Origin of the sequence: Nocardia sp. CA-120079 (genome assembly GCF_050955745.1) — a bacterium.
Classification (GTDB): Bacteria; Actinomycetota; Actinomycetes; order Mycobacteriales; family Mycobacteriaceae; genus Nocardia.
This window is the reverse complement of record NZ_CP192088.1, coordinates 8,444,123-8,461,110: the sequence shown is the minus strand read 5'-3', so window position 1 is coordinate 8,461,110 and position 16,988 is coordinate 8,444,123. Positions and strand designations below refer to the sequence as shown.

General features: G+C 67.4%; 14 protein-coding genes. 8 read left to right on the top strand and 6 right to left on the bottom strand.

Going from position 1 to position 16,988, the window contains the following annotated elements; genetic code table 11:
• Positions 1-2: 2 nt before the first annotated feature.
• Positions 3-1,496, bottom strand: a complete 1,494-nt coding sequence (locus ACQPYR_RS38460) for a phospho-sugar mutase (RefSeq protein ID WP_433624347.1) — start codon at positions 1,494-1,496, stop codon at positions 3-5.
• Entirely contained in the window at positions 1,497-2,276 is a 780-nt protein-coding gene (locus ACQPYR_RS38455; RefSeq protein ID WP_433624345.1) for a purine-nucleoside phosphorylase, read from the bottom strand.
• A 165-nt stretch (positions 2,277-2,441) separates the two neighbouring features.
• Here ACQPYR_RS38455 and ACQPYR_RS38450 point away from each other — a divergent pair, with 165 nt between their 5' ends.
• From ACQPYR_RS38450 to ACQPYR_RS38440, 3 genes are all read left to right on the top strand, one after another.
• The gene (locus ACQPYR_RS38450) at positions 2,442-3,146 is read left to right on the top strand and encodes an enoyl-CoA hydratase-related protein (RefSeq protein WP_433624343.1); all 705 of its coding nucleotides are present in this window, start codon (positions 2,442-2,444) and stop codon (positions 3,144-3,146) included.
• Between the two features lie 93 nt (positions 3,147-3,239).
• Positions 3,240-4,469 (top strand): M20 family metallopeptidase, encoded by a 1,230-nt coding sequence (locus ACQPYR_RS38445; RefSeq protein ID WP_433624341.1) that lies wholly within the window; start codon positions 3,240-3,242, stop codon positions 4,467-4,469.
• A gap of 59 nt (positions 4,470-4,528) precedes the next feature.
• Positions 4,529-5,728: a M20 family metallopeptidase gene (locus ACQPYR_RS38440; protein WP_433635358.1), complete on the top strand. Its 1,200-nt coding sequence runs from the start codon at positions 4,529-4,531 to the stop codon at positions 5,726-5,728.
• 53 nt (positions 5,729-5,781) lie between these two features.
• On the opposite strand, the gene ACQPYR_RS38435 is transcribed toward ACQPYR_RS38440, so the two are convergent.
• A complete protein-coding gene (locus tag ACQPYR_RS38435) occupies positions 5,782-6,261 on the bottom strand; it encodes a gamma-glutamylcyclotransferase (RefSeq protein ID WP_433599568.1) in 480 nt (159 codons plus the stop codon).
• Between the two features lie 125 nt (positions 6,262-6,386).
• Here ACQPYR_RS38435 and ACQPYR_RS38430 point away from each other — a divergent pair, with 125 nt between their 5' ends.
• The 4 genes from ACQPYR_RS38430 to ACQPYR_RS38415 all read left to right on the top strand — a co-directional run bounded on the left by ACQPYR_RS38430 (position 6,387) and on the right by ACQPYR_RS38415 (position 11,475).
• Positions 6,387-7,790 (top strand): NAD(P)H-quinone dehydrogenase, encoded by a 1,404-nt coding sequence (locus tag ACQPYR_RS38430; RefSeq protein ID WP_063038809.1) that lies wholly within the window; start codon positions 6,387-6,389, stop codon positions 7,788-7,790.
• Positions 7,791-8,094: 304 nt separating this feature from the next.
• Entirely contained in the window at positions 8,095-9,081 is a 987-nt protein-coding gene (locus ACQPYR_RS38425; protein ID WP_433624339.1) for a hypothetical protein, read from the top strand.
• Between the two features lie 73 nt (positions 9,082-9,154).
• Positions 9,155-10,219 (top strand): hypothetical protein, encoded by a 1,065-nt coding sequence (locus ACQPYR_RS38420; RefSeq protein WP_433624337.1) that lies wholly within the window; start codon positions 9,155-9,157, stop codon positions 10,217-10,219.
• Between the two features lie 80 nt (positions 10,220-10,299).
• Positions 10,300-11,475, top strand: coding sequence for a PLP-dependent aminotransferase family protein (locus tag ACQPYR_RS38415; RefSeq protein ID WP_433624335.1), 1,176 nt, complete (start codon positions 10,300-10,302; stop codon positions 11,473-11,475).
• Between the two features lie 3 nt (positions 11,476-11,478).
• Here the strand turns inward: ACQPYR_RS38415 and glpK are convergent, their stop codons facing one another.
• On the bottom strand, positions 11,479-12,978 hold the full coding sequence (gene glpK / locus ACQPYR_RS38410) for a glycerol kinase GlpK (protein ID WP_433624333.1): 1,500 nt from the start codon (positions 12,976-12,978) through the stop codon (positions 11,479-11,481).
• Positions 12,979-13,268: 290 nt separating this feature from the next.
• On the opposite strand from glpK, the gene ACQPYR_RS38405 reads away from it, so the two are divergent.
• Complete coding sequence (locus tag ACQPYR_RS38405; RefSeq protein WP_433624331.1) at positions 13,269-15,002, top strand: glycerol-3-phosphate dehydrogenase/oxidase; 1,734 nt, start codon at positions 13,269-13,271, stop codon at positions 15,000-15,002.
• A 3-nt stretch (positions 15,003-15,005) separates the two neighbouring features.
• Here ACQPYR_RS38405 and ACQPYR_RS38400 read toward each other — a convergent pair whose 3' ends face one another.
• Positions 15,006-16,274 carry a sensor histidine kinase gene (locus ACQPYR_RS38400; protein ID WP_433624329.1) on the bottom strand — a complete coding sequence of 423 codons (1,269 nt, stop codon included), beginning with the start codon at positions 16,272-16,274 and terminating at the stop codon, positions 15,006-15,008.
• Positions 16,271-16,945 (bottom strand): response regulator transcription factor, encoded by a 675-nt coding sequence (locus tag ACQPYR_RS38395; protein ID WP_433624327.1) that lies wholly within the window; start codon positions 16,943-16,945, stop codon positions 16,271-16,273. Before ACQPYR_RS38395 ends, ACQPYR_RS38400 begins: the two co-directional genes overlap by 4 nt.
• Positions 16,946-16,988 lie beyond the last annotated feature (43 nt).

The following is a 16,988-nucleotide window of genomic DNA, read 5'->3' as shown; positions in this document are numbered from 1 at the left end:
GCTCAGAGCCCTTGACAGAAGGCTCGCAGTTCGGCGACGCGTTGTCCGGCGGCGGTTTTCGCCGCAGCCAGAACTGCAAGGTCGGCGACCGGCTCGACGACTTCCAAGTAGCACTTGAGTTTCGGCTCGGTGCCGGATGGGCGGACCACGATCCGGAACCGCGCTCCCTCGAAGATCAGTGCGTCGGTGCGCATTCGGCCGCGCACCTGGAGCAGATCGGTGTATTCGACCGGCTCGCCCGCGATTTCGTCGGGCGGGGCGGCGCGCAGGCGGTTCACCAGGTCAGCGGCGGCGGCCGGGTCGGGTAGGCGCAGCGAGACCTGGTCGGTGGCGTGCAGGCCGAATTCGACCGCGTAATCGTCGAGTTCGTCGGCGAGGGTGCGGTCCGCGGCCTTCAGCCGGGCGACGAGATCGGCGGCCAGCACCGCTGCGGAGATGCCGTCCTTGTCGCGGACCGCGGCCGGGTCCGCGCAGTGACCGATGGCCTCCTCATAGGCGTAGACCAGACCGTCGCCCGCGCGCGCCAGCCATTTGAAGCCGGTCAGCGTTTCCGCGTACCGCGCGCCGCGAGCGGCGGCGAGTTTCGAGAGCAGTCGCGACGACACGATGGTGGTCGCCACCAATGAATCCGGGGGCGCGGTCCGCAGCACGTAATCGCCGAGCAGCACACCGGTTTCGTCGCCGCGCAGCATGCGCCAGCCACCGTCGTCCGGAATTCCGATGGCGCAGCGATCGGCGTCCGGGTCGAGGGCGATGGCGAGGTCCGCGCCGATCCGGGTGGCGGTGGCGAGCAGAAGATCGGTGGCACCGGGCTCTTCGGGATTCGGGAAGGCGACGGTGGGGAAGTCGGCATCGGGCGCGAATTGCGCACCGACGACGTGCACATGCTTGAATCCCGCCGCGGTGAGGGCAGCCACCGCCGTATCGCCGCCGACCCCGTGCAGCGGTGTCAACACGATCCGGACATCGGAGCGCTCGCCGGGACCGCCGATCAACTCCGGCAGTCGGGCCACCCGATCGATATAGCGGCGCACCAGGTCATCGGCGGCCGGTGTGACCGGCGTGCGGGGGATCGGCTCGGTGACGGCCGCGATGCAGCGCTCGATCTCGGTGTCGGCCGGTGCGATCAGTTGCGAACCGCCGTCCAGGTACACCTTGTAGCCGTTGTCGGTCGCCGGATTGTGCGATGCGGTGATCTGTACTCCGGCAACGGCTCCCAGCTCACGCACCGCGTAGGCGACGATCGGGGTGGGCAGCGGCCGCGGCAGCAACGTCACCGGAAAGCCCGCGGCGGCAAAGATTTCCGCGGTCGCGATGGCGAATTCGGCGGAGCCGTGCCTGGCGTCGCGCCCGACGACCACCGCACCGCCGCCGAGGCAGCGACCGCGCAACCAGTCCACGAGTCCGGCGGTCGTCCGGCTCACCGTGTCCAGGTTCATGCCGTCGGGCCCGTCCTGCAGCGGCCCGCGGAGCCCGGCGGTGCCGAAGCGCAGCATCTACAGCCGTTCCAGTACGCCGCGCAGTAATTTGCCGAGACGCGGTGCGGCGGCATGTCCTTCGGCGAGTACCTCGGCATGCGAGAGGTGCGCACCTGTGACGCCCGCGGCGAGGTTGGTGACCAACGAGATACCGAGCACTCGGGCGCCGAGCGCACGTGCCGCGATCACCTCGAGCACCGTCGACATGCCGACCAGATCCGCGCCCATGGTGCGCAGCATCCGGATCTCGGCCGGGGTCTCGTACTGCGGTCCGGTCAGGCCCGCGTACACGCCCTCGGTCAGGCTCGGATCGATTTCCCTTGCCAGCGCACGCAATTCGGGGTCCCATGCGTCCACGAGGTCGACGAAGTTCGCGCCTGCCAGCGGTGTGCGGCCGGTGAGATTGAGATGGTCGCTGATCAGCACCGGCTCACCGACGCGCAGTCCTTCCCGGATCCCGCCCGCCGCATTGGTGAGCACCACGGTTTCCACGCCCGCCGCGATCGCCGCGGTCACCGGATGCACGACATCGCTCGGCTGATATCCCTCGTACAGATGCTGACGCCCCATCAGCACCAGCACGGGCGTGTTGTCGACGGCGACCGAATGCACCATCCCGACATGCCCCTGCGCGCTCGGCGTCCCGAATCCGGGCAGCTCCGGCATCGGCACCGACGCCGACGGCGCTCCGATCTCCGCGGCCGCCTCCTGCCAGCCCGATCCCAGCACCACCGCAACCCGGTGCCGTTCCACTCCCGTACGTTCGGCAATCGCCCTGGCGGCCTGTTCGGCAAGCATGCCGTCACCGTATCTGATTTGCCGCGCCCGCGGCGCCGCGTCTTCGCGCCCCCTGGTATCTCGCGGCCGCCCCTCCGCCACCAGTTCCGCCTGATCTTGATCTACCCGCCGAGTGTTAGCTACCCGCGGGTAGGTTTCGCGGGGTTTACCCGTTACGCTGCACGCATGCCGTATCTGGAACGTGAAGGGGATGTGTTCGTCGTCTATCTCGGGAGCGAGGGGCAGACCGACAGCGAGAACCGTTTCCATCCGGATTGGATCGATGCGTTCCATGGGCTGTTGGACCAGGTCGAGGCGTCCGAGGGACCGGCGGCGCTGGTGACCACGGCGAGTGGGAAGTTCTACAGCAACGGGCTCGATACCGATTGGCTTTTCGGCAACCTGGACAAGATGCACGGCTACCTCGACCGCGTGCACAGTATCTACACCCGCCTGCTGACCTTCCCGCTGCCGACGGTCGCGGCCGTCAACGGTCATGCCTTCGGCGCGGGCGCCATGCTCGCCACCTCGCACGATTTCCGGGTGATGCGTGCCGACCGCGGCTTCTGGTGTCTGCCCGAGGTGCATCTGGGCATGCCGTTTACGGTCGGCATGAACGCGCTGCTCACCGAGCGTCTCACCAATCAGGTCTGCGTTCAGGCCATGACCGCCGGTCACCGCTTCGCCGCCGATGAGGCCATTTCCGCGGGAATTGCCGACGCAAAGGCGGATGCTGATGTGTTGCTGAAGTCCGCGATCGAGCGTGCGGGCGCCCTCGCGGCAAATCGCAAGCCCAATCTGCCGGTGATCAAGCGGTCGCTGCACGCCAAGGCGCTCGCCGGGCTCGCGACCCCCACCACCCCGGAGAATCTGGCGTTCGCCCCGGGATAACCGCAAGCTGATCACAAACCTTGCGTCGCACCGCGGCATCGCCCCGCGGCGCAGGGTGCGCCCGATCCTCGGCGCAGTGCCAGACTGTGTGCCATGCCACCACCGCGCAGCGGGCACCCCGAATCACGCACGGACCACCACGCGCACCAGGGTGCGGCGGCGGAGGCCGCGATCCTGGCCGCAGCGCCCGAACTGGTCGCGCTATCGCATTCGATCCACGCCGAACCGGAGTTGGCGTTCGAGGAAACCCGCAGCGTCGCCAAGACCATCGCGCCGCTGGCCGAGCGCGGATTCGCCGTCGAGACCGGCATCGCCGACCTGCCGACCGCATTCCGCGCGACCTATGGATCCGGCGAGCTCACCGTAGGTATCTGCGCCGAATACGACGCACTGCCCGAGATCGGGCACGCCTGCGGGCACAACATCATCGCGGCTTGCGCGGTCGGCGCGGGACTCGGCCTCGCCGAGGTGGCCGACGCGCTCGGCATCACCGTCGTCGTCTTCGGAACACCCGCCGAGGAGAGCGGCGGCGGCAAGGTGCTGATGCTCGAGCGCGGCGTTTTCGACGATGTCGCGATGGCGCTGATGGTGCACCCCGGCCCCATCGATATCGTCGACGCGCGCTCGCTGGCGCTGGCGGATCTGTCGGTGGTCTTCCACGGCCATGAGGCGCATGCCAGCGCCGCCCCGGAATTGGGCCGGAATGCGGGTGACGCGGTGACCGTCACGCAGGTTGCTCTGGGATTGCTGCGTCAACATCTCCGACCCGGACAGCAACTGCACGGTATAGTCAGCGACGGTGGCGTAGCCCCCAACATCGTTCCCGGACGTGCGGAACTGCTGTATTACCTACGCGCAGTCGACTCCGCATCCCTCGACGATCTGATGCGACGAGCGTCGGCTTGTTTCGAGGCGGGTGCGCTGGCGACCGGCTGCACTCACGAAATCCGGACGGTTGCGCCGACATATACCGAGCTGACGCCCGATTCGGGATTACTGTTTGCCTATCGCGAGCAGATCGTGGACTTGGGCCGGGTGCCGATCGCACCGGAACTCGAGGCGCAGCGGCCGCTCGGGAGTACGGATATGGGCAACGTCACCAACGTCATACCGGGCATACATCCGGTCATCGGCATAGATGCCGGTGGGGCGGTGACGCATCAGCCCGGCTTCGCCGCGGCGAGCGTCAACGCTTCGGCCGATCGTGCGGTAACCGACGGTGCGATCGCGCTCGCGCGTACCGCTATCGCCGTAGCTCGCGATCAAGTACATAGGGACAGGTTGTTGCAACGGCTCGTTCAACGACAGGAGGACATTCGGTGAGCATTACCGGCCGTTCCGCGGCGCACGCGACACGCTCCGGGACGGTGACGCGCGCGACCATGGGTGGCCAGGGGAGCGCCGCACAACCGGACATCGCGGAACTCGGCCCGGATGCGGTCGATTCCTGGCTGGCCGAGCACACGGTCGATCTCGTCCAGTGGCGCCGGCACATCCACGCGAACCCGGAACTCTCCCGCACCGAATTCGCCACCACCGAGTTCGTCTCGGCCTGGCTGACCAAGGCGGGATTGACGCCGCAGAAGATGCCCAACGGCACCGGAGTGCTCTGTGACATCGGTCCGGTGGACGCACCGCGCATCGGGCTGCGCGCCGATATGGACGCGCTCCCACTGCAGGAATTCACCGGACTCAGCTTCGCCTCGACCGTGCCCGGCGTATCGCATGCCTGTGGGCACGACGCGCACACCACCATCCTGCTCGGCACCGCGCTCGCGCTGGCCGATCAGGAACTGCCGGTCGGCGTGCGATTCGTCTTCCAGCCCGCCGAAGAGGTGATGCCGGGTGGTGCCATCGATATGGTCGCCGCCGGGGCGATGGAGGGCGTCGACCGGATCTTCGCACTGCATTGCGATCCTCGCCTCGAGGTCGGCCGGGTCGGTATCCGGGTCGGTGCGATCACCTCGGCTGCCGACACCATCGAATTGGTCCTCGATTCGCCGGGCGGGCACACCTCGCGTCCGCATCTGACCAGCGACCTGGTCTACGCCATCGGCACCGTGATCACCGGCCTGCCCGGTCTGCTCAGCCGCCGCATCGACCCGCGCACCAGCACGGTGATGGTCTGGGGTGCGGTCAGCGCGGGCAAGGCACCCAATGCGATACCGCAGACCGGCATGCTCACCGGCACCGTCCGCACGGGCGATCACGCGACCTGGTCGCTGCTCGAGCCGATGGTGCGCGAGATCGTGGACGGCCTGCTCGCCCCGACCGGAGTGCGCTACCAGTTGAACTACCGCCGCGGCGTACCGCCGGTGGTCAATGACGAGCACTCGACCAGGATGTTCGAGGACGCGATCCGCATGCTCGGCCCGGACGCACTCGCCGACACCTTGCAGTCCGGTGGCGGTGAGGATTTCTCCTGGTACCAGGAGGAGGTGCCGGGCGCGATGGCCCGCCTCGGCGTTTGGTCCGGGCACGGCGAACAGCTGGATCTGCACCAGCCGACCTTCGACCTCGACGAGCGCGCGCTGGCCGTCGGTGTCCGGGTGCTCAGCAATATCGTTTTGAACGCGAGCTGACGAAGACAAGGAAGCGGCCGACCTCGAAAAGGGTCGGCCGCTTCCGCGTTTGTTCAGCTACCGAAGAACCCGGGTCCGACGTTCTTGCTGTTGCGAGTGCGCAGCGCGTGCACGTATTCCGCTGGCGCGCCTGCCTTTTCGGCCGCATCGGCCATCACGCCGATATAGCGCGCCGACGGTAGCCCGCCCTCGTACGCATCGAGTACGTACAGCCAGGCCAGGATGGGTTCGGAACCGCTGCCCGCACTCGGCGTCACACGCAGCCGGATCTTGCGGTGGATGCCGAAATCGGAACCCTCCCAGCGGTCGAGGCGCTCCTCGTCCTCGGGGGACACGTCGTAGAGCACCACGAACACCCGCGAGCCCGGCTCCTCGACGACAGTGGCCAGCGGGCCCTCCCAGCCGATGTCGTCACCGCTGAAGGTGAGGCGCCAGCCCTCCAACCAGCCCGTCCCGTACATGGGGGAGTGCGGACAGCGCTCGAGCATCTGGGACGAGTCCATGTTGGACCCGTAGGCGGCGTAGATCGGCACGACGCAAGGGTATCCAATAACCTGCGCGCATCGTCTCTATCCCGGCGAGATGACCGTGTGTTCGCCAGCTAACGTTGTTTACCGGCACCGGAGATCCCGGTCGAACAGCTCCAGCGGAGGTATCCATGACCCGCATAGCGATCATCGGTGGCGGACCGGCCGGTTATGAAGCGGCATTGGTGGCGGCCCAACACGGGGCCACGGTCACCCTGATCGATAGCGACGGCATCGGCGGGGCGTGCGTCCTGTGGGACTGCGTGCCGTCGAAGACCTTTATTGCCTCGACGGGTGTGCGCACCGATCTGCGTCGCGCCCGTGACCTGGGCATTACCCTCGATCCGAGCCAGGCCCAGATCGAATTGGGCGAAGTGAACGCGCGTGTGAAGGCGCTGGCGCTGGCCCAGTCCTCCGATATCCGATCCAAGGTGCAGGCCGCGGGCGTGACCGTGCTGGCCGGACGCGGACAGCTCAGCGATCCGGCCACCGGCATGGCCGCGCACCGGGTGCGCGCGCTGCTGGCCGATGGCACCGAGGAGGCCGTCGAGGCCGAAGTGGTGTTGATCGCCACCGGTGCGAGCCCGCGCGTGTTGCCCGGCGCCGAGCCCGACGGCGAGCGCATCCTGAACTGGCGTCAGCTCTATGACCTGGAGGAACTCCCGGAGACCCTGGTCGTGGTCGGCTCGGGTGTGACCGGCGCCGAATTCGTCTCCGCATATACCGAAATGGGTGTGCGGGTGAAATTGGTCTCGAGCCGCGACCGGGTGCTGCCCGGTGAGGACGCGGATGCCGCGCTCGTGCTCGAGGACGCGCTCGCCGAACGCGGTGTCGAACTGGTCAAGCACGCGCGCGCCGATGCGGTGGAGCGCACCGCCGAGGGGATCGTGGTCAAGCTTTCGGACGGCCGCACCGTCACGGGTACGCATGCGCTGATGACCGTCGGCTCGATCCCCAATACCGACGACCTCGGCTTGGAGCGCGTCGGCATCGAACTCGACCGCGGTGGTTACCTGCGGGTGGACCGGGTGTCGCGCACTTCGGTGCCGGGCATCTACGCGGCGGGCGACTGTACCGGCCTGCTGCCGCTGGCCTCGGTGGCCGCCATGCAGGGCCGCATCGCGATGTATCACGCGCTGGGTGAGGGCGTCAGCCCGATCCGGCTGAAGACGGTCGCCTCGGCTGTATTCACCCGTCCGGAGATCGCGACGGTCGGGGTGAGCCAGACGGCCATCGATAACGGCGAGGTGCCCGCGCGCACGGTCATGCTGCCGTTGAATACCAACCCGCGCGCCAAGATGTCGGGTCTGCGCAGGGGTTTCGTCAAGATCTTCTGTCGGCCCGCGACCGGTGTGGTCATCGGCGGTGTGGTCGTCGCCCCGATCGCCTCGGAGCTCATCCTGCCGATCGCACTCGCGGTCCAGAACAATCTGACGGTCAACGATCTCGCCCAGACCTTCTCGGTGTACCCGTCGCTCACGGGCTCGGTCACCGAGGCGGCCCGGCTGCTGATGCGTCACGACGACCTGGATTAACCGCCACTGAACTCAGCCGCCCCGAGACTTACTGTCTTGTGGGGTTTTTCATCGCGTTGCCAGTAAGGCGCGCATGTGGTTCACTTCCCGCAGAGATGCGATCGGCGGGCGATCGCGAGGGTTCTGTGTGGGGGGATCGATCCTTTCCAGCGGGAACGGTGAACGCACCGCTTGGTCGTTCGGCGGTCCTCATTCGTGGACCAAGCGTCTCACCAGGGATAACTGCGTGCGACCCACTCGGTCGCACACGGGAAAGGGATTGCGAAAAGTGAAACATCGTAAGCCGAGTCGGGCGCAGCGAGCGATGGCGAGCACATCGTTGCCACTGGCCACCGCGGCGGCCGTGGCCACGCTCTTCGCGGCGCCGGCGGGGGCAGTTCCGGATCAGCCGAGTACACCGACCACGCCGGCGCCCGCGCCCGCCGATCCGGGCAGCACCACGCCGACGGATCAGGGCCAGCCGGAGACCACCAAGCCGGACCCGGGCAAGCCGGAGGCCAAGCCTTCGCCGACGCCGAGCCAGCCGGGTGTCACGACGCCGGATCCGAACCAGATCATGCCGAATCAGCCCAAGGATCCGAAGCTGGCCCAGCCGACCCAGCCGGGTGTCACCACCCCGCGCGTCGCGCCGCTGCCGGTTCCGGGCCAGACCGGCCCCGCGATCCCCGCCGTGGTGCCGGAGACGGCCCCCGGTGCGGAGGCGCCGAAGCCCGCGCAGCCCGGTACCACCGCGCCGGGTGCGAACACCCCGAGCGGTCCGAGCGCCCGGACCCCGCAGCAGCCGGATACCGACACGCTGGTGCAGCAGCCGCGCTGGGAGGCTCCGCGCTTCCAGCAGGCGCCTGCCGCGCCGGTCGTCGAGATGGACGGGCCGCACCAGGAGATCGGCGCCAATATCGACGGCGGCTCGCTGGCTCCCGGCTACGTGGCCAACACCCACCACTTCAACAATGCCGCGGGCTACGTCGGCACCATCGGGTACCGCACCCCGACCGGTCAGGGCGAGGCCGGTGTGTCGGTCGAATACATCGGCGCCAACACTGTCAAGGTCACCTCTTACACCGGTGGTGAGGGGCTGGCCGACAACAAGACCGAGGTCATCCTCGACACCACCCAGGCCAACATGGCCAAGGCCGCTGTCGAGCACTGGATTCGGGAACAGCCGGGCGGCGCGGCTGCCCTCGAGGCCGCCGCGCAAGTTAAACTTCCGGTGCCGCCAGGCGAACTGGCTCCGCAGACGGTCAACGTTGCCGGGGTCACCACCCAGTGGGGTGGGTCACTCCAGTACTGACACGAGCTGATTCGACGGGTGGGGCGGTCGTTCTCGACCGCCCCACACGTGTGTCCTGGGGAAAGGATTTGGTGTGGGCTCCGAGGGTGATGGCAGGGACAACGAATCCGACCGGGCCGGGTCGGAATTCGGACCCCCGTTGGACGATTTCGGCCCGCCGGTCTCCGAATTCGGCCCGCCGGTCGGCGAGTTCGGGCCACCGACGGGTGAACAGGTCCGACCGCAGTGGTCGGTGCCCGAGCCCGGCACCGATCACCCCGAGCTGATCTGGCGTCCCGCCGACGAACCGCCGACGGTGCCGCCGCCACCCCCGCAGTACCGCGCGCCGGATACGACGGTGTTCGGCGACGCACCGCCACCGCCGGCCAGGCGACCGGAGCCGCCGACGCGCCGACCCGAGCCGCCGGTGGAACCGGATCCCACCGAGGCCACCGTCCGACATGCGACCCCCGCGGCAGGCCAGCGCGATACCTGGTGGAGCAGTCCGACCGAATCCGGCGGGGTACCGAAGCCGCCGTCCGAGCCGTCAGGTCTGTCCTGGGCCGACGATCCGATCGCCAAACGTCTTGCGCCGAAGCTGATCTCGGACACCATCACCGCGACCCCGACCCGGCACCGTTCGCGCGGTCGATGGATAGCGCTCGGTGTGCTCGCCGCGGTCGTGGTGGTCATGGCGCTGGTGGTGACCTTCGTCGCGGTCAGCCGCGATGACAACGGCGGTCCGAAGGCGGCGCCACCCGCACCGCCGAGCACCTCCGCCGCGCTGAGCTGCCCCGCGAGCAAAGACGGCAAGGTGACGCGCGGCAACGGGCAGGGCGACACCTCGACCGGCGCAGGTGCGATCCTCGGCTTCCAGTACGAGTTCTACGTCGACCGCAATGGTGAGCGGGCGCGCAGATTCGTCGCGCCGGATGCCGAGAATGTGTCGACGGCCGAGGTCATCCAGCAGGCCATCAATGACCAGATTCCGGTGGGTACCACGCACTGCCTGCGGATTGCCGAGTCGGCGGCGGACACGTTCGAGGTGGACCTGACCGAACATCGGCCAGACGGCACGACCAATGTCTACCGGCAGACCATCATCACGGTGGTCCGGGACGGCAAGACCGTGATCTTCGCCATCCGGGAGCGCGCCTGAGCTCTCAGATCATGGGATGAATATTTCACAATTTGGTAGCGATGTGGGACAGTGGGGTTTCGCATCCCTCGGAGGTTTCCATGTCGCCGATCAATCCACCGCTCGCAACCAAACTGGGCGGACTGAAGAGTTCGGCGATTCGTGACCTGCTCGAGCTCACCACGCGCGAAGAGGTGATCAGCCTCGCGGGAGGTTTGCCGGATGCGGAGTTGATGCCCCGGGAGCGGCTCGTCGCAGCGGCCGATACGGCGCTGAGCGATTCCGCGGTGTTGCAGTACACCGGGTCGCGCGGGTGGCCTCCGCTGCGCGATGTGCTGCGCCGGCGGGAATCGGCGAAGCTCGGCCGCGCGGTCGGGCTCGACGAGGTGTTCGTGACGCATGGTTCGCAGCAAGCGCTCTCGCTGCTCGCCGAGGTGCTGCTGGATCCGGGCGCGCTGGTAGTCGTCGAGGATCCGGCGTATGTCGGTGCGCTGCAAGTGTTCCGCGCCGCCGGTGCGCGAATTGTGGCCGTGCCCTTGGATTCCGAGGGCATGCGGCTCGATGTGCTGAAGGAACTGCTGGCACGCGGTGAGCGTCCGACGGTCGTGCACACGGTGAGCAATTTCCACAATCCGGGTGGCGTCACGATGAGTCCGCCGCGTCGTCGCGAATTGGCCGAACTCGCCGATACCTACGGCTTCTGGGTGATCGAGGACGATCCGTACGGTGAGCTCTGGTTCGACCGGCCCTCGCCCGATCCCGTGGCAACCTACTCCCGCAACGTGATTCGGCTGTCCAGTGCTTCGAAGATCCTCGCGCCCGCGCTGCGGGTCGGCTGGATGGTGGCGCAGGAGCGGATCTGTCGCGCGGTCGAATTGCTGAAACAGGGTGCGGACCTGTGCGGCTCGGCGCTGACCCATCAGATCGCCGCCGATCTGCTCACCGACGAAACCTGGCTGACCGGCCACGTCGACACCGTCCGCAGCGCATACGGCGACCGTGCCAAGGCGCTCGTGCACGCCGTGCGCACCCGCTTCGGCGACCGCGTCACCTGCACCGACGCCGCCGGTGGCATGTTCGTGTGGGCCGATTTCACCGACGGCACCGATACCGATCGGCTGCTGCCCCGAGCCCTTGAGCACGGCGTCGCCTTCGTGCCCGGTTCGGCCTTCGCCGTCGACACCGACTACAGCCACTCCATGCGCATGTGCTTCACCACTTCGGACGCGGCGACCTTGGCGGAGGCGATCGACCGGCTGGCTCGCGCGGCCGAATAGCCGTCAATCCACCCAGTTGTAGGTGCGCTCCACGGCCTTGTTCCAGGCGGCGAGGTGGGTTTCGCGATCCGTCGCCGACATCGCGGGCTGCCAGGTCTTGTCCGCGGCCCAGTTGGCGCGGATGTCATCGGTGCTCTCCCACAGGCCGACGGCGAGCCCGGCCGCGTACGCCGCACCCAGTGCGGTGGTTTCGTTGACGACCGGGCGCACCACCGGCACATCGAGGATGTCGGACTGGAACTGCATCAGCAGATCGTTGCCGACCATCCCGCCGTCGACCTTGAGGGTGGTCAGTTCCAGCCGCAGCTGCTGGGATTCGGCATCGGCGCGCATCGCGTCCATGACCTCGCGCGTCTGAAATGCGGTGGACTCCAATACCGCTCGCGCCAGGTGCGCCTTGTCGACGAAGCGAGTCAGGCCCGCGATCACGCCGCGGGCATCCGGGCGCCAGCGTGGCGCGAAGAGGCCGGAGAACGCGGGGACGATGTATGCACCGCCGTTGTCCTCGACGCTGCGCGCCAGCGGTTCGATCTCGTCGGCGGCGGAAATGATGCCGAGATTGTCCCGGAACCATTGCACCAGTGAGCCGGTCACCGCGATGGATCCCTCCAATGCGTATACCGGCGCCTCGCCACCGAGCTGGTAACAGACCGTGGTGAGCAGGCCGTGCTTGCTGAATACCGGCGTCGTTCCGGTATTGAGCAGCATGAAATTGCCCGTGCCATAGGTGTTCTTGGCTTCGCCGGGGGACAGGCAGGCCTGGCCGAAGGTCGCCGCCTGCTGGTCGCCGAGAATGCCCGCGACGGGTATGCCCGCCAACGGACCGGAGCCGATCTCCGCGTAGATCTCCGACGAGCTGCGAATCTCGGGCAGCATCGATCGCGGTACCCCGAATTCCGCGCAGATCTGCGAATCCCATTGCAGCGTACGCAGATCCATCAGCATGGTGCGCGATGCATTGGTCACATCGGTGATGTGCTGACCGGTGAGCTTCCACAGCACCCAGCTGTCGATGGTGCCGAAACACAGCTCACCGGCCTCGGCCCTGGCTCGGGCGCCCTCGACATTGTCCAGAATCCAGCGCAGTTTCGGACCGGCGAAGTAGGTGGACAGCGGCAGACCGGTCCGGTCCTGGTAGCGCGTCGCGCCGTATTCGCCGCCCAGTTCGGTGACCAGACGGTCGGTGCGGGTGTCCTGCCAGACGATCGCGTGATGAATCGGCTTGCCGCTGGCCCGATCCCACACCACCGTCGTCTCGCGCTGATTGGTGACACCGACCGCATTGATCTCATCGGCGGCGATACCGGTGCTCCGCAGCACCTCGCCGAGGACGAATTCGGTATTGCGCCAAATGGTTTCCGGATCGTGCTCGACCCAGCCCGGCCGCGGAAAGATCTGTTCGTGCTCGCGCTGCGCGACACCGACGACACGGCCCCGCCGGTCGAAGATGATGCACCTACTGGAGGTCGTGCCCTGATCAATGGCGGCCACATAGCGACGCATTCGTGCAGGCTACTAAAAGCGGCGTGGCCCGCGGCGGAAACCGCGGAGCGCGCCGGGCATCACCTCGCGACCAGCGGGTTGTCGGACTAGTGTTGGGATCGGTTACCGGCGAGTAGTGCGGGTTGTCGGCCGCGGGCGACACGGCTTCGGCCCCGGCAGGGGATCGTCGCCGATTCCTTTAGCCTGTACAACAGAAGACCACCCCCCGACTGAGCAGCTCGATCGTGTGCCCGAAGGACCACAAACGTCGTCTGAACCCCGACGCCCGGGGTCGGCTGGAGGAGTCGCACATGACCAACAAACCGGAATCGCAGTTCCTCGGCCCCGAGCAGCGCGTGACGGCATGGGAGCGCTTCGGTAAGGATCATTTCGACGTGGTCGTCGTGGGTGGTGGCGTGGTCGGCTCCGGTATCGCGCTCGACGCGGCCACGCGCGGCCTGAAGGTCGCGCTGGTCGAGGCGCGCGATCTTGCCTCCGGCACGTCGAGTCGCTCCTCGAAGATGTTTCACGGCGGACTGCGCTACCTCGAGCAACTGGAGTTCGGGCTGGTGCGCGAGGCGCTGCGGGAACGCGAACTCGCACTCGCCCGGCTCGCACCGCATCTGGTGAAGCCGCTGCGCTTCCTCTACCCGCTGACCCGCCGCGGCTGGGAACGCCCGTATGTCGCCGCCGGCCTGGTGCTCTACGACACCATGGGCGGTGCGAAATCCGTTCCCGGCCAACATCATCTATCCCGGGCCGGCGCACTGCGACTGGCGCCGGGTTTGCGGCCCACTTCACTGATCGGCGGCGTCAGCTACTACGACACCGTCGTCGACGATGCCCGCCACACCATGACCGTCGCCCGTACCGCCGCGCACTACGGCGCGGTGATCCGCACCTCAACACAGGTCGTCGGCTTTCTGCGTGAGGCGGACCGGGTCGTCGGGGTGAAGGTGCGCGACAGCGAGGACGGTCGCACCGGCGAAATCCGCGCCCACGTGGTGATCAATGCGACCGGCGTGTGGACCGACGAGGTCCAGGCGCTTTCGCATAATCGCGGCCGCTTCCACGTGCGTGCGTCCAAGGGCGTGCACATCGTGGTGCCGCGCGACCGCATAGTCAGCGATGCCGCGATCATCCTGCGCACCGTGAGCTCGGTGCTGTTCGTCATCCCGTGGGGCGCGCACTGGATCATCGGCACCACCGATACCGATTGGAATCTGGATCTCGCCCATCCGGCGGCGACCAAGGCCGATATCGATTATCTGTTGGATCGGGTCAACCAGGTGCTGGTCACGCCGCTCACGCCCGCCGATATCGACGGTGTCTACGCTGGTCTGCGGCCTTTGCTTGCGGGAGAGAGCGATTCGACTTCCAAACTTTCGCGAGAACACGCCGTCGCCCGGGTTGCGCCGGGGCTTGTCGGCATCGCGGGCGGTAAATACACCACCTACCGGGTGATGGCCTATGACGCGGTCGACGAAGCGGCACAGGACATTCCGGCGCGCGTCTCACCGTCCATCACCGAGAAGGTTCCACTGCTCGGTGCCGACGGCTACTTCGCGCTGATCAATCAGGCGGTGCAACTCGCCGAGGCCTACGGCGTGCATCCGTATCGGGTCAAGCATCTGCTCGATCGCTACGGTTCGCTCATCGACGAGGTCATGGCCTTGGCCGACGGCAAACCCGAACTGCTGCAACCGATTATGGACGCACCGTCGTATCTGCAGGTGGAAGCCGTCTACGCGGCCGCCGCGGAGGGTGCGCTGCACCTGGACGACATTCTGGCCCGCCGGACCAGGATCTCCATCGAATACTCGCACCGCGGCGCGAACTGCGCCGAACAGGTGGCCCATCTGGTCGCGCCGATACTCGGCTGGGACGACGACGAAATCGACTGGGAGGTCAGCACCTACCAAGCACGCGTCGAGGCGGAGATCCGCTCCCAGACCCAGCCGGACGACCCCTCCGCCGATGCGCTGCGCATCGCAGCCCCCGAACCGCGCGCGGAGATCCTGGAACCGGTTCCGTTGGACAGCTGAGAACTAGACAGTCGGCGGCGGCAGCACAATCGAGGCGATGGTGCCGCCACCCGCAGCGGGTTCCATTGTCGCTGTGCCGCCGTGCAATTCGGCAATCCACGCCACCAGCGCCAGCCCGATTCCGCTACCACGCCCACCGCTCACCCCGCGCGCGAACGGACTGCTCGACAACTGCGGAGTCAAACCCGCCCCGTGGTCACGCACGCTGACCCGGCCGTCGGCCACATGCACCTGCACGGGCGCACCGCGATTGACCGCCCCGTGGGTGATCGCATTCTCGATGAGATTGCGCACCGCAAGGCTCAGCAGATTCGGATCACCGATCACCACAGTGGGATTCGCCTGCAGCACGATATTGTCCTGCGGGAATTCCTCGACCACCGATTCGGCGAGCTGATCGAGCAGCAACTGCACCCGTTCCATGGTGGTGACGCCCGCCTGCATTCGCGCACGCGCCAACAATCCCGAGACGATCCGCTCCATCCGGCTGCCCAATGCCCTGGCATCGACCAACGCCCGCTCGACCTCGTGCGGATTGCGACGGCGCGGCGCGGTGACCAAACCGAGAGTCGTGAGCGGCGTGCGCAATTCGTGTGCGGCATCCCCGAGAAACCGCTCCTGCTCTTCGAGCAGCACAATGGCCTGCCGCATGGTCCGGCCCGAGAGCAGATGTCCGGCCACCGCGGACAGCGCGACCAGCGTGAGCCCGCCGACGACGAGCCCCCAGATCAGCAGCGCTCGATCACGGTCGAACGCCCCGGGATTCGTGCCCGCGATGACCACCGCCTTTGTCTCGGCGTTCTCCCAGGTGATGGGTGTCGCCGCGATGCGGACCGGGCGGCCCGCACCGTCGTATCCGTCGCGGAAGACGGTCTCCCCGGCCAGATCGGCGTCATCGGCGAGTCCCGCGACGCCGTCGTCCTTGGGCAGCCAGGAGCGCAGATGCGCGAAATTCTCCTGCCACCTGCCATTCCCAGGCGCGCTGAGCACCACCACCGCGACTTCGCCGTTGGCCAGGGCATCGTTGTCGAGCTGGCTCACGTCGATGGTTTCCTCGCCCTCGGGCAGGTTGACGGCGCGGAACAGTCCGCTCACCACCCGATCGAGGGAATCGTCGACCGCGGCCTCCCGCGAGCGGGTATCGATGGTCGCGGCGACGATGCCGAGAATGATCAGACAGGTCGCGGTGATGGCGGTGATCAGTGCGGTGAGCAGCCAGCGGGTGCGGCGTAGGCGGGCCACGGCGGGGCGGGCATCCGCCGTGGAAATCAAGGTGCGAATGAGTCACTTCCGATCATGAAACCGGCGCCGCGCACGGTCTCGATCACCGGCGGTGCGCCGAGTTTGCGCCGCAGCTGCGCTATGACGGCGTCGACGACATTCGAAGCGGGTTCGGCCATTTCGTCCCAGCAGCATTCGATGAGTTCCGAACGCGATACGACGCTGCCCGCGCGAGTGGCGAGCAGTTCGAGTACGGCGAATTCCTTCGGAGTCAGCGAGCGCAGAATGCCCGCGCGCTGCACCCGGCGGCGCGGTAGGTCGATATCGATATCGCCGAGCACGATCCGGGCCGGCGCCGGATGTTCGCGCCGCCGCGACAGCGCACGCACCCGTGCGGCGAGTTCCGGCAGTGCGAACGGCTTGACCAGGTAGTCGTCGGCGCCGTGTTCGAATCCGGCTATCCGATCGGCCAATGCGTCGCGGGCGGTGAGCATCAGGACCGGCACCCGCTGACCCCGCGCGCGGTGTGCCGCGACCAGCTGTAGACCGTCACCGTCGGGCAGGCCGCGATCAACGACGAGCACGTCGTAGCCATTGACGGAGATCTTGAAATCAGCATCCGCGAGGTCGGGAGCGAGGTCCACCGCGAAACCGGCCGAGCGCAGTCCCGCGGCGACTTCCATGCCGAGACCTTCGTCGTCCTCGATCACCAGCACTCGCACGAGGTCAGAGAATAAGGTATTTCACACCTGGTGCGCATACTGG

Coding starts and splice junctions, on each gene's coding strand:
- ACQPYR_RS38455 (WP_433624345.1), bottom strand. CDS start 2,276: ATGCTTGCCGAACAGGCCGCCAGGGCGATTGCCGAACGTACGGGAGTG.
- ACQPYR_RS38405 (WP_433624331.1), top strand. CDS start 13,269: ATGACCAACAAACCGGAATCGCAGTTCCTCGGCCCCGAGCAGCGCGTG.
- ACQPYR_RS38460 (WP_433624347.1), bottom strand. CDS start 1,496: ATGCTGCGCTTCGGCACCGCCGGGCTCCGCGGGCCGCTGCAGGACGGG.
- ACQPYR_RS38450 (WP_433624343.1), top strand. CDS start 2,442: ATGCCGTATCTGGAACGTGAAGGGGATGTGTTCGTCGTCTATCTCGGG.
- ACQPYR_RS38445 (WP_433624341.1), top strand. CDS start 3,240: ATGCCACCACCGCGCAGCGGGCACCCCGAATCACGCACGGACCACCAC.
- glpK (WP_433624333.1), bottom strand. CDS start 12,978: ATGCGTCGCTATGTGGCCGCCATTGATCAGGGCACGACCTCCAGTAGG.
- ACQPYR_RS38425 (WP_433624339.1), top strand. CDS start 8,095: ATGGCGAGCACATCGTTGCCACTGGCCACCGCGGCGGCCGTGGCCACG.
- ACQPYR_RS38415 (WP_433624335.1), top strand. CDS start 10,300: ATGTCGCCGATCAATCCACCGCTCGCAACCAAACTGGGCGGACTGAAG.
- ACQPYR_RS38440 (WP_433635358.1), top strand. CDS start 4,529: ATGGGTGGCCAGGGGAGCGCCGCACAACCGGACATCGCGGAACTCGGC.
- ACQPYR_RS38430 (WP_063038809.1), top strand. CDS start 6,387: ATGACCCGCATAGCGATCATCGGTGGCGGACCGGCCGGTTATGAAGCG.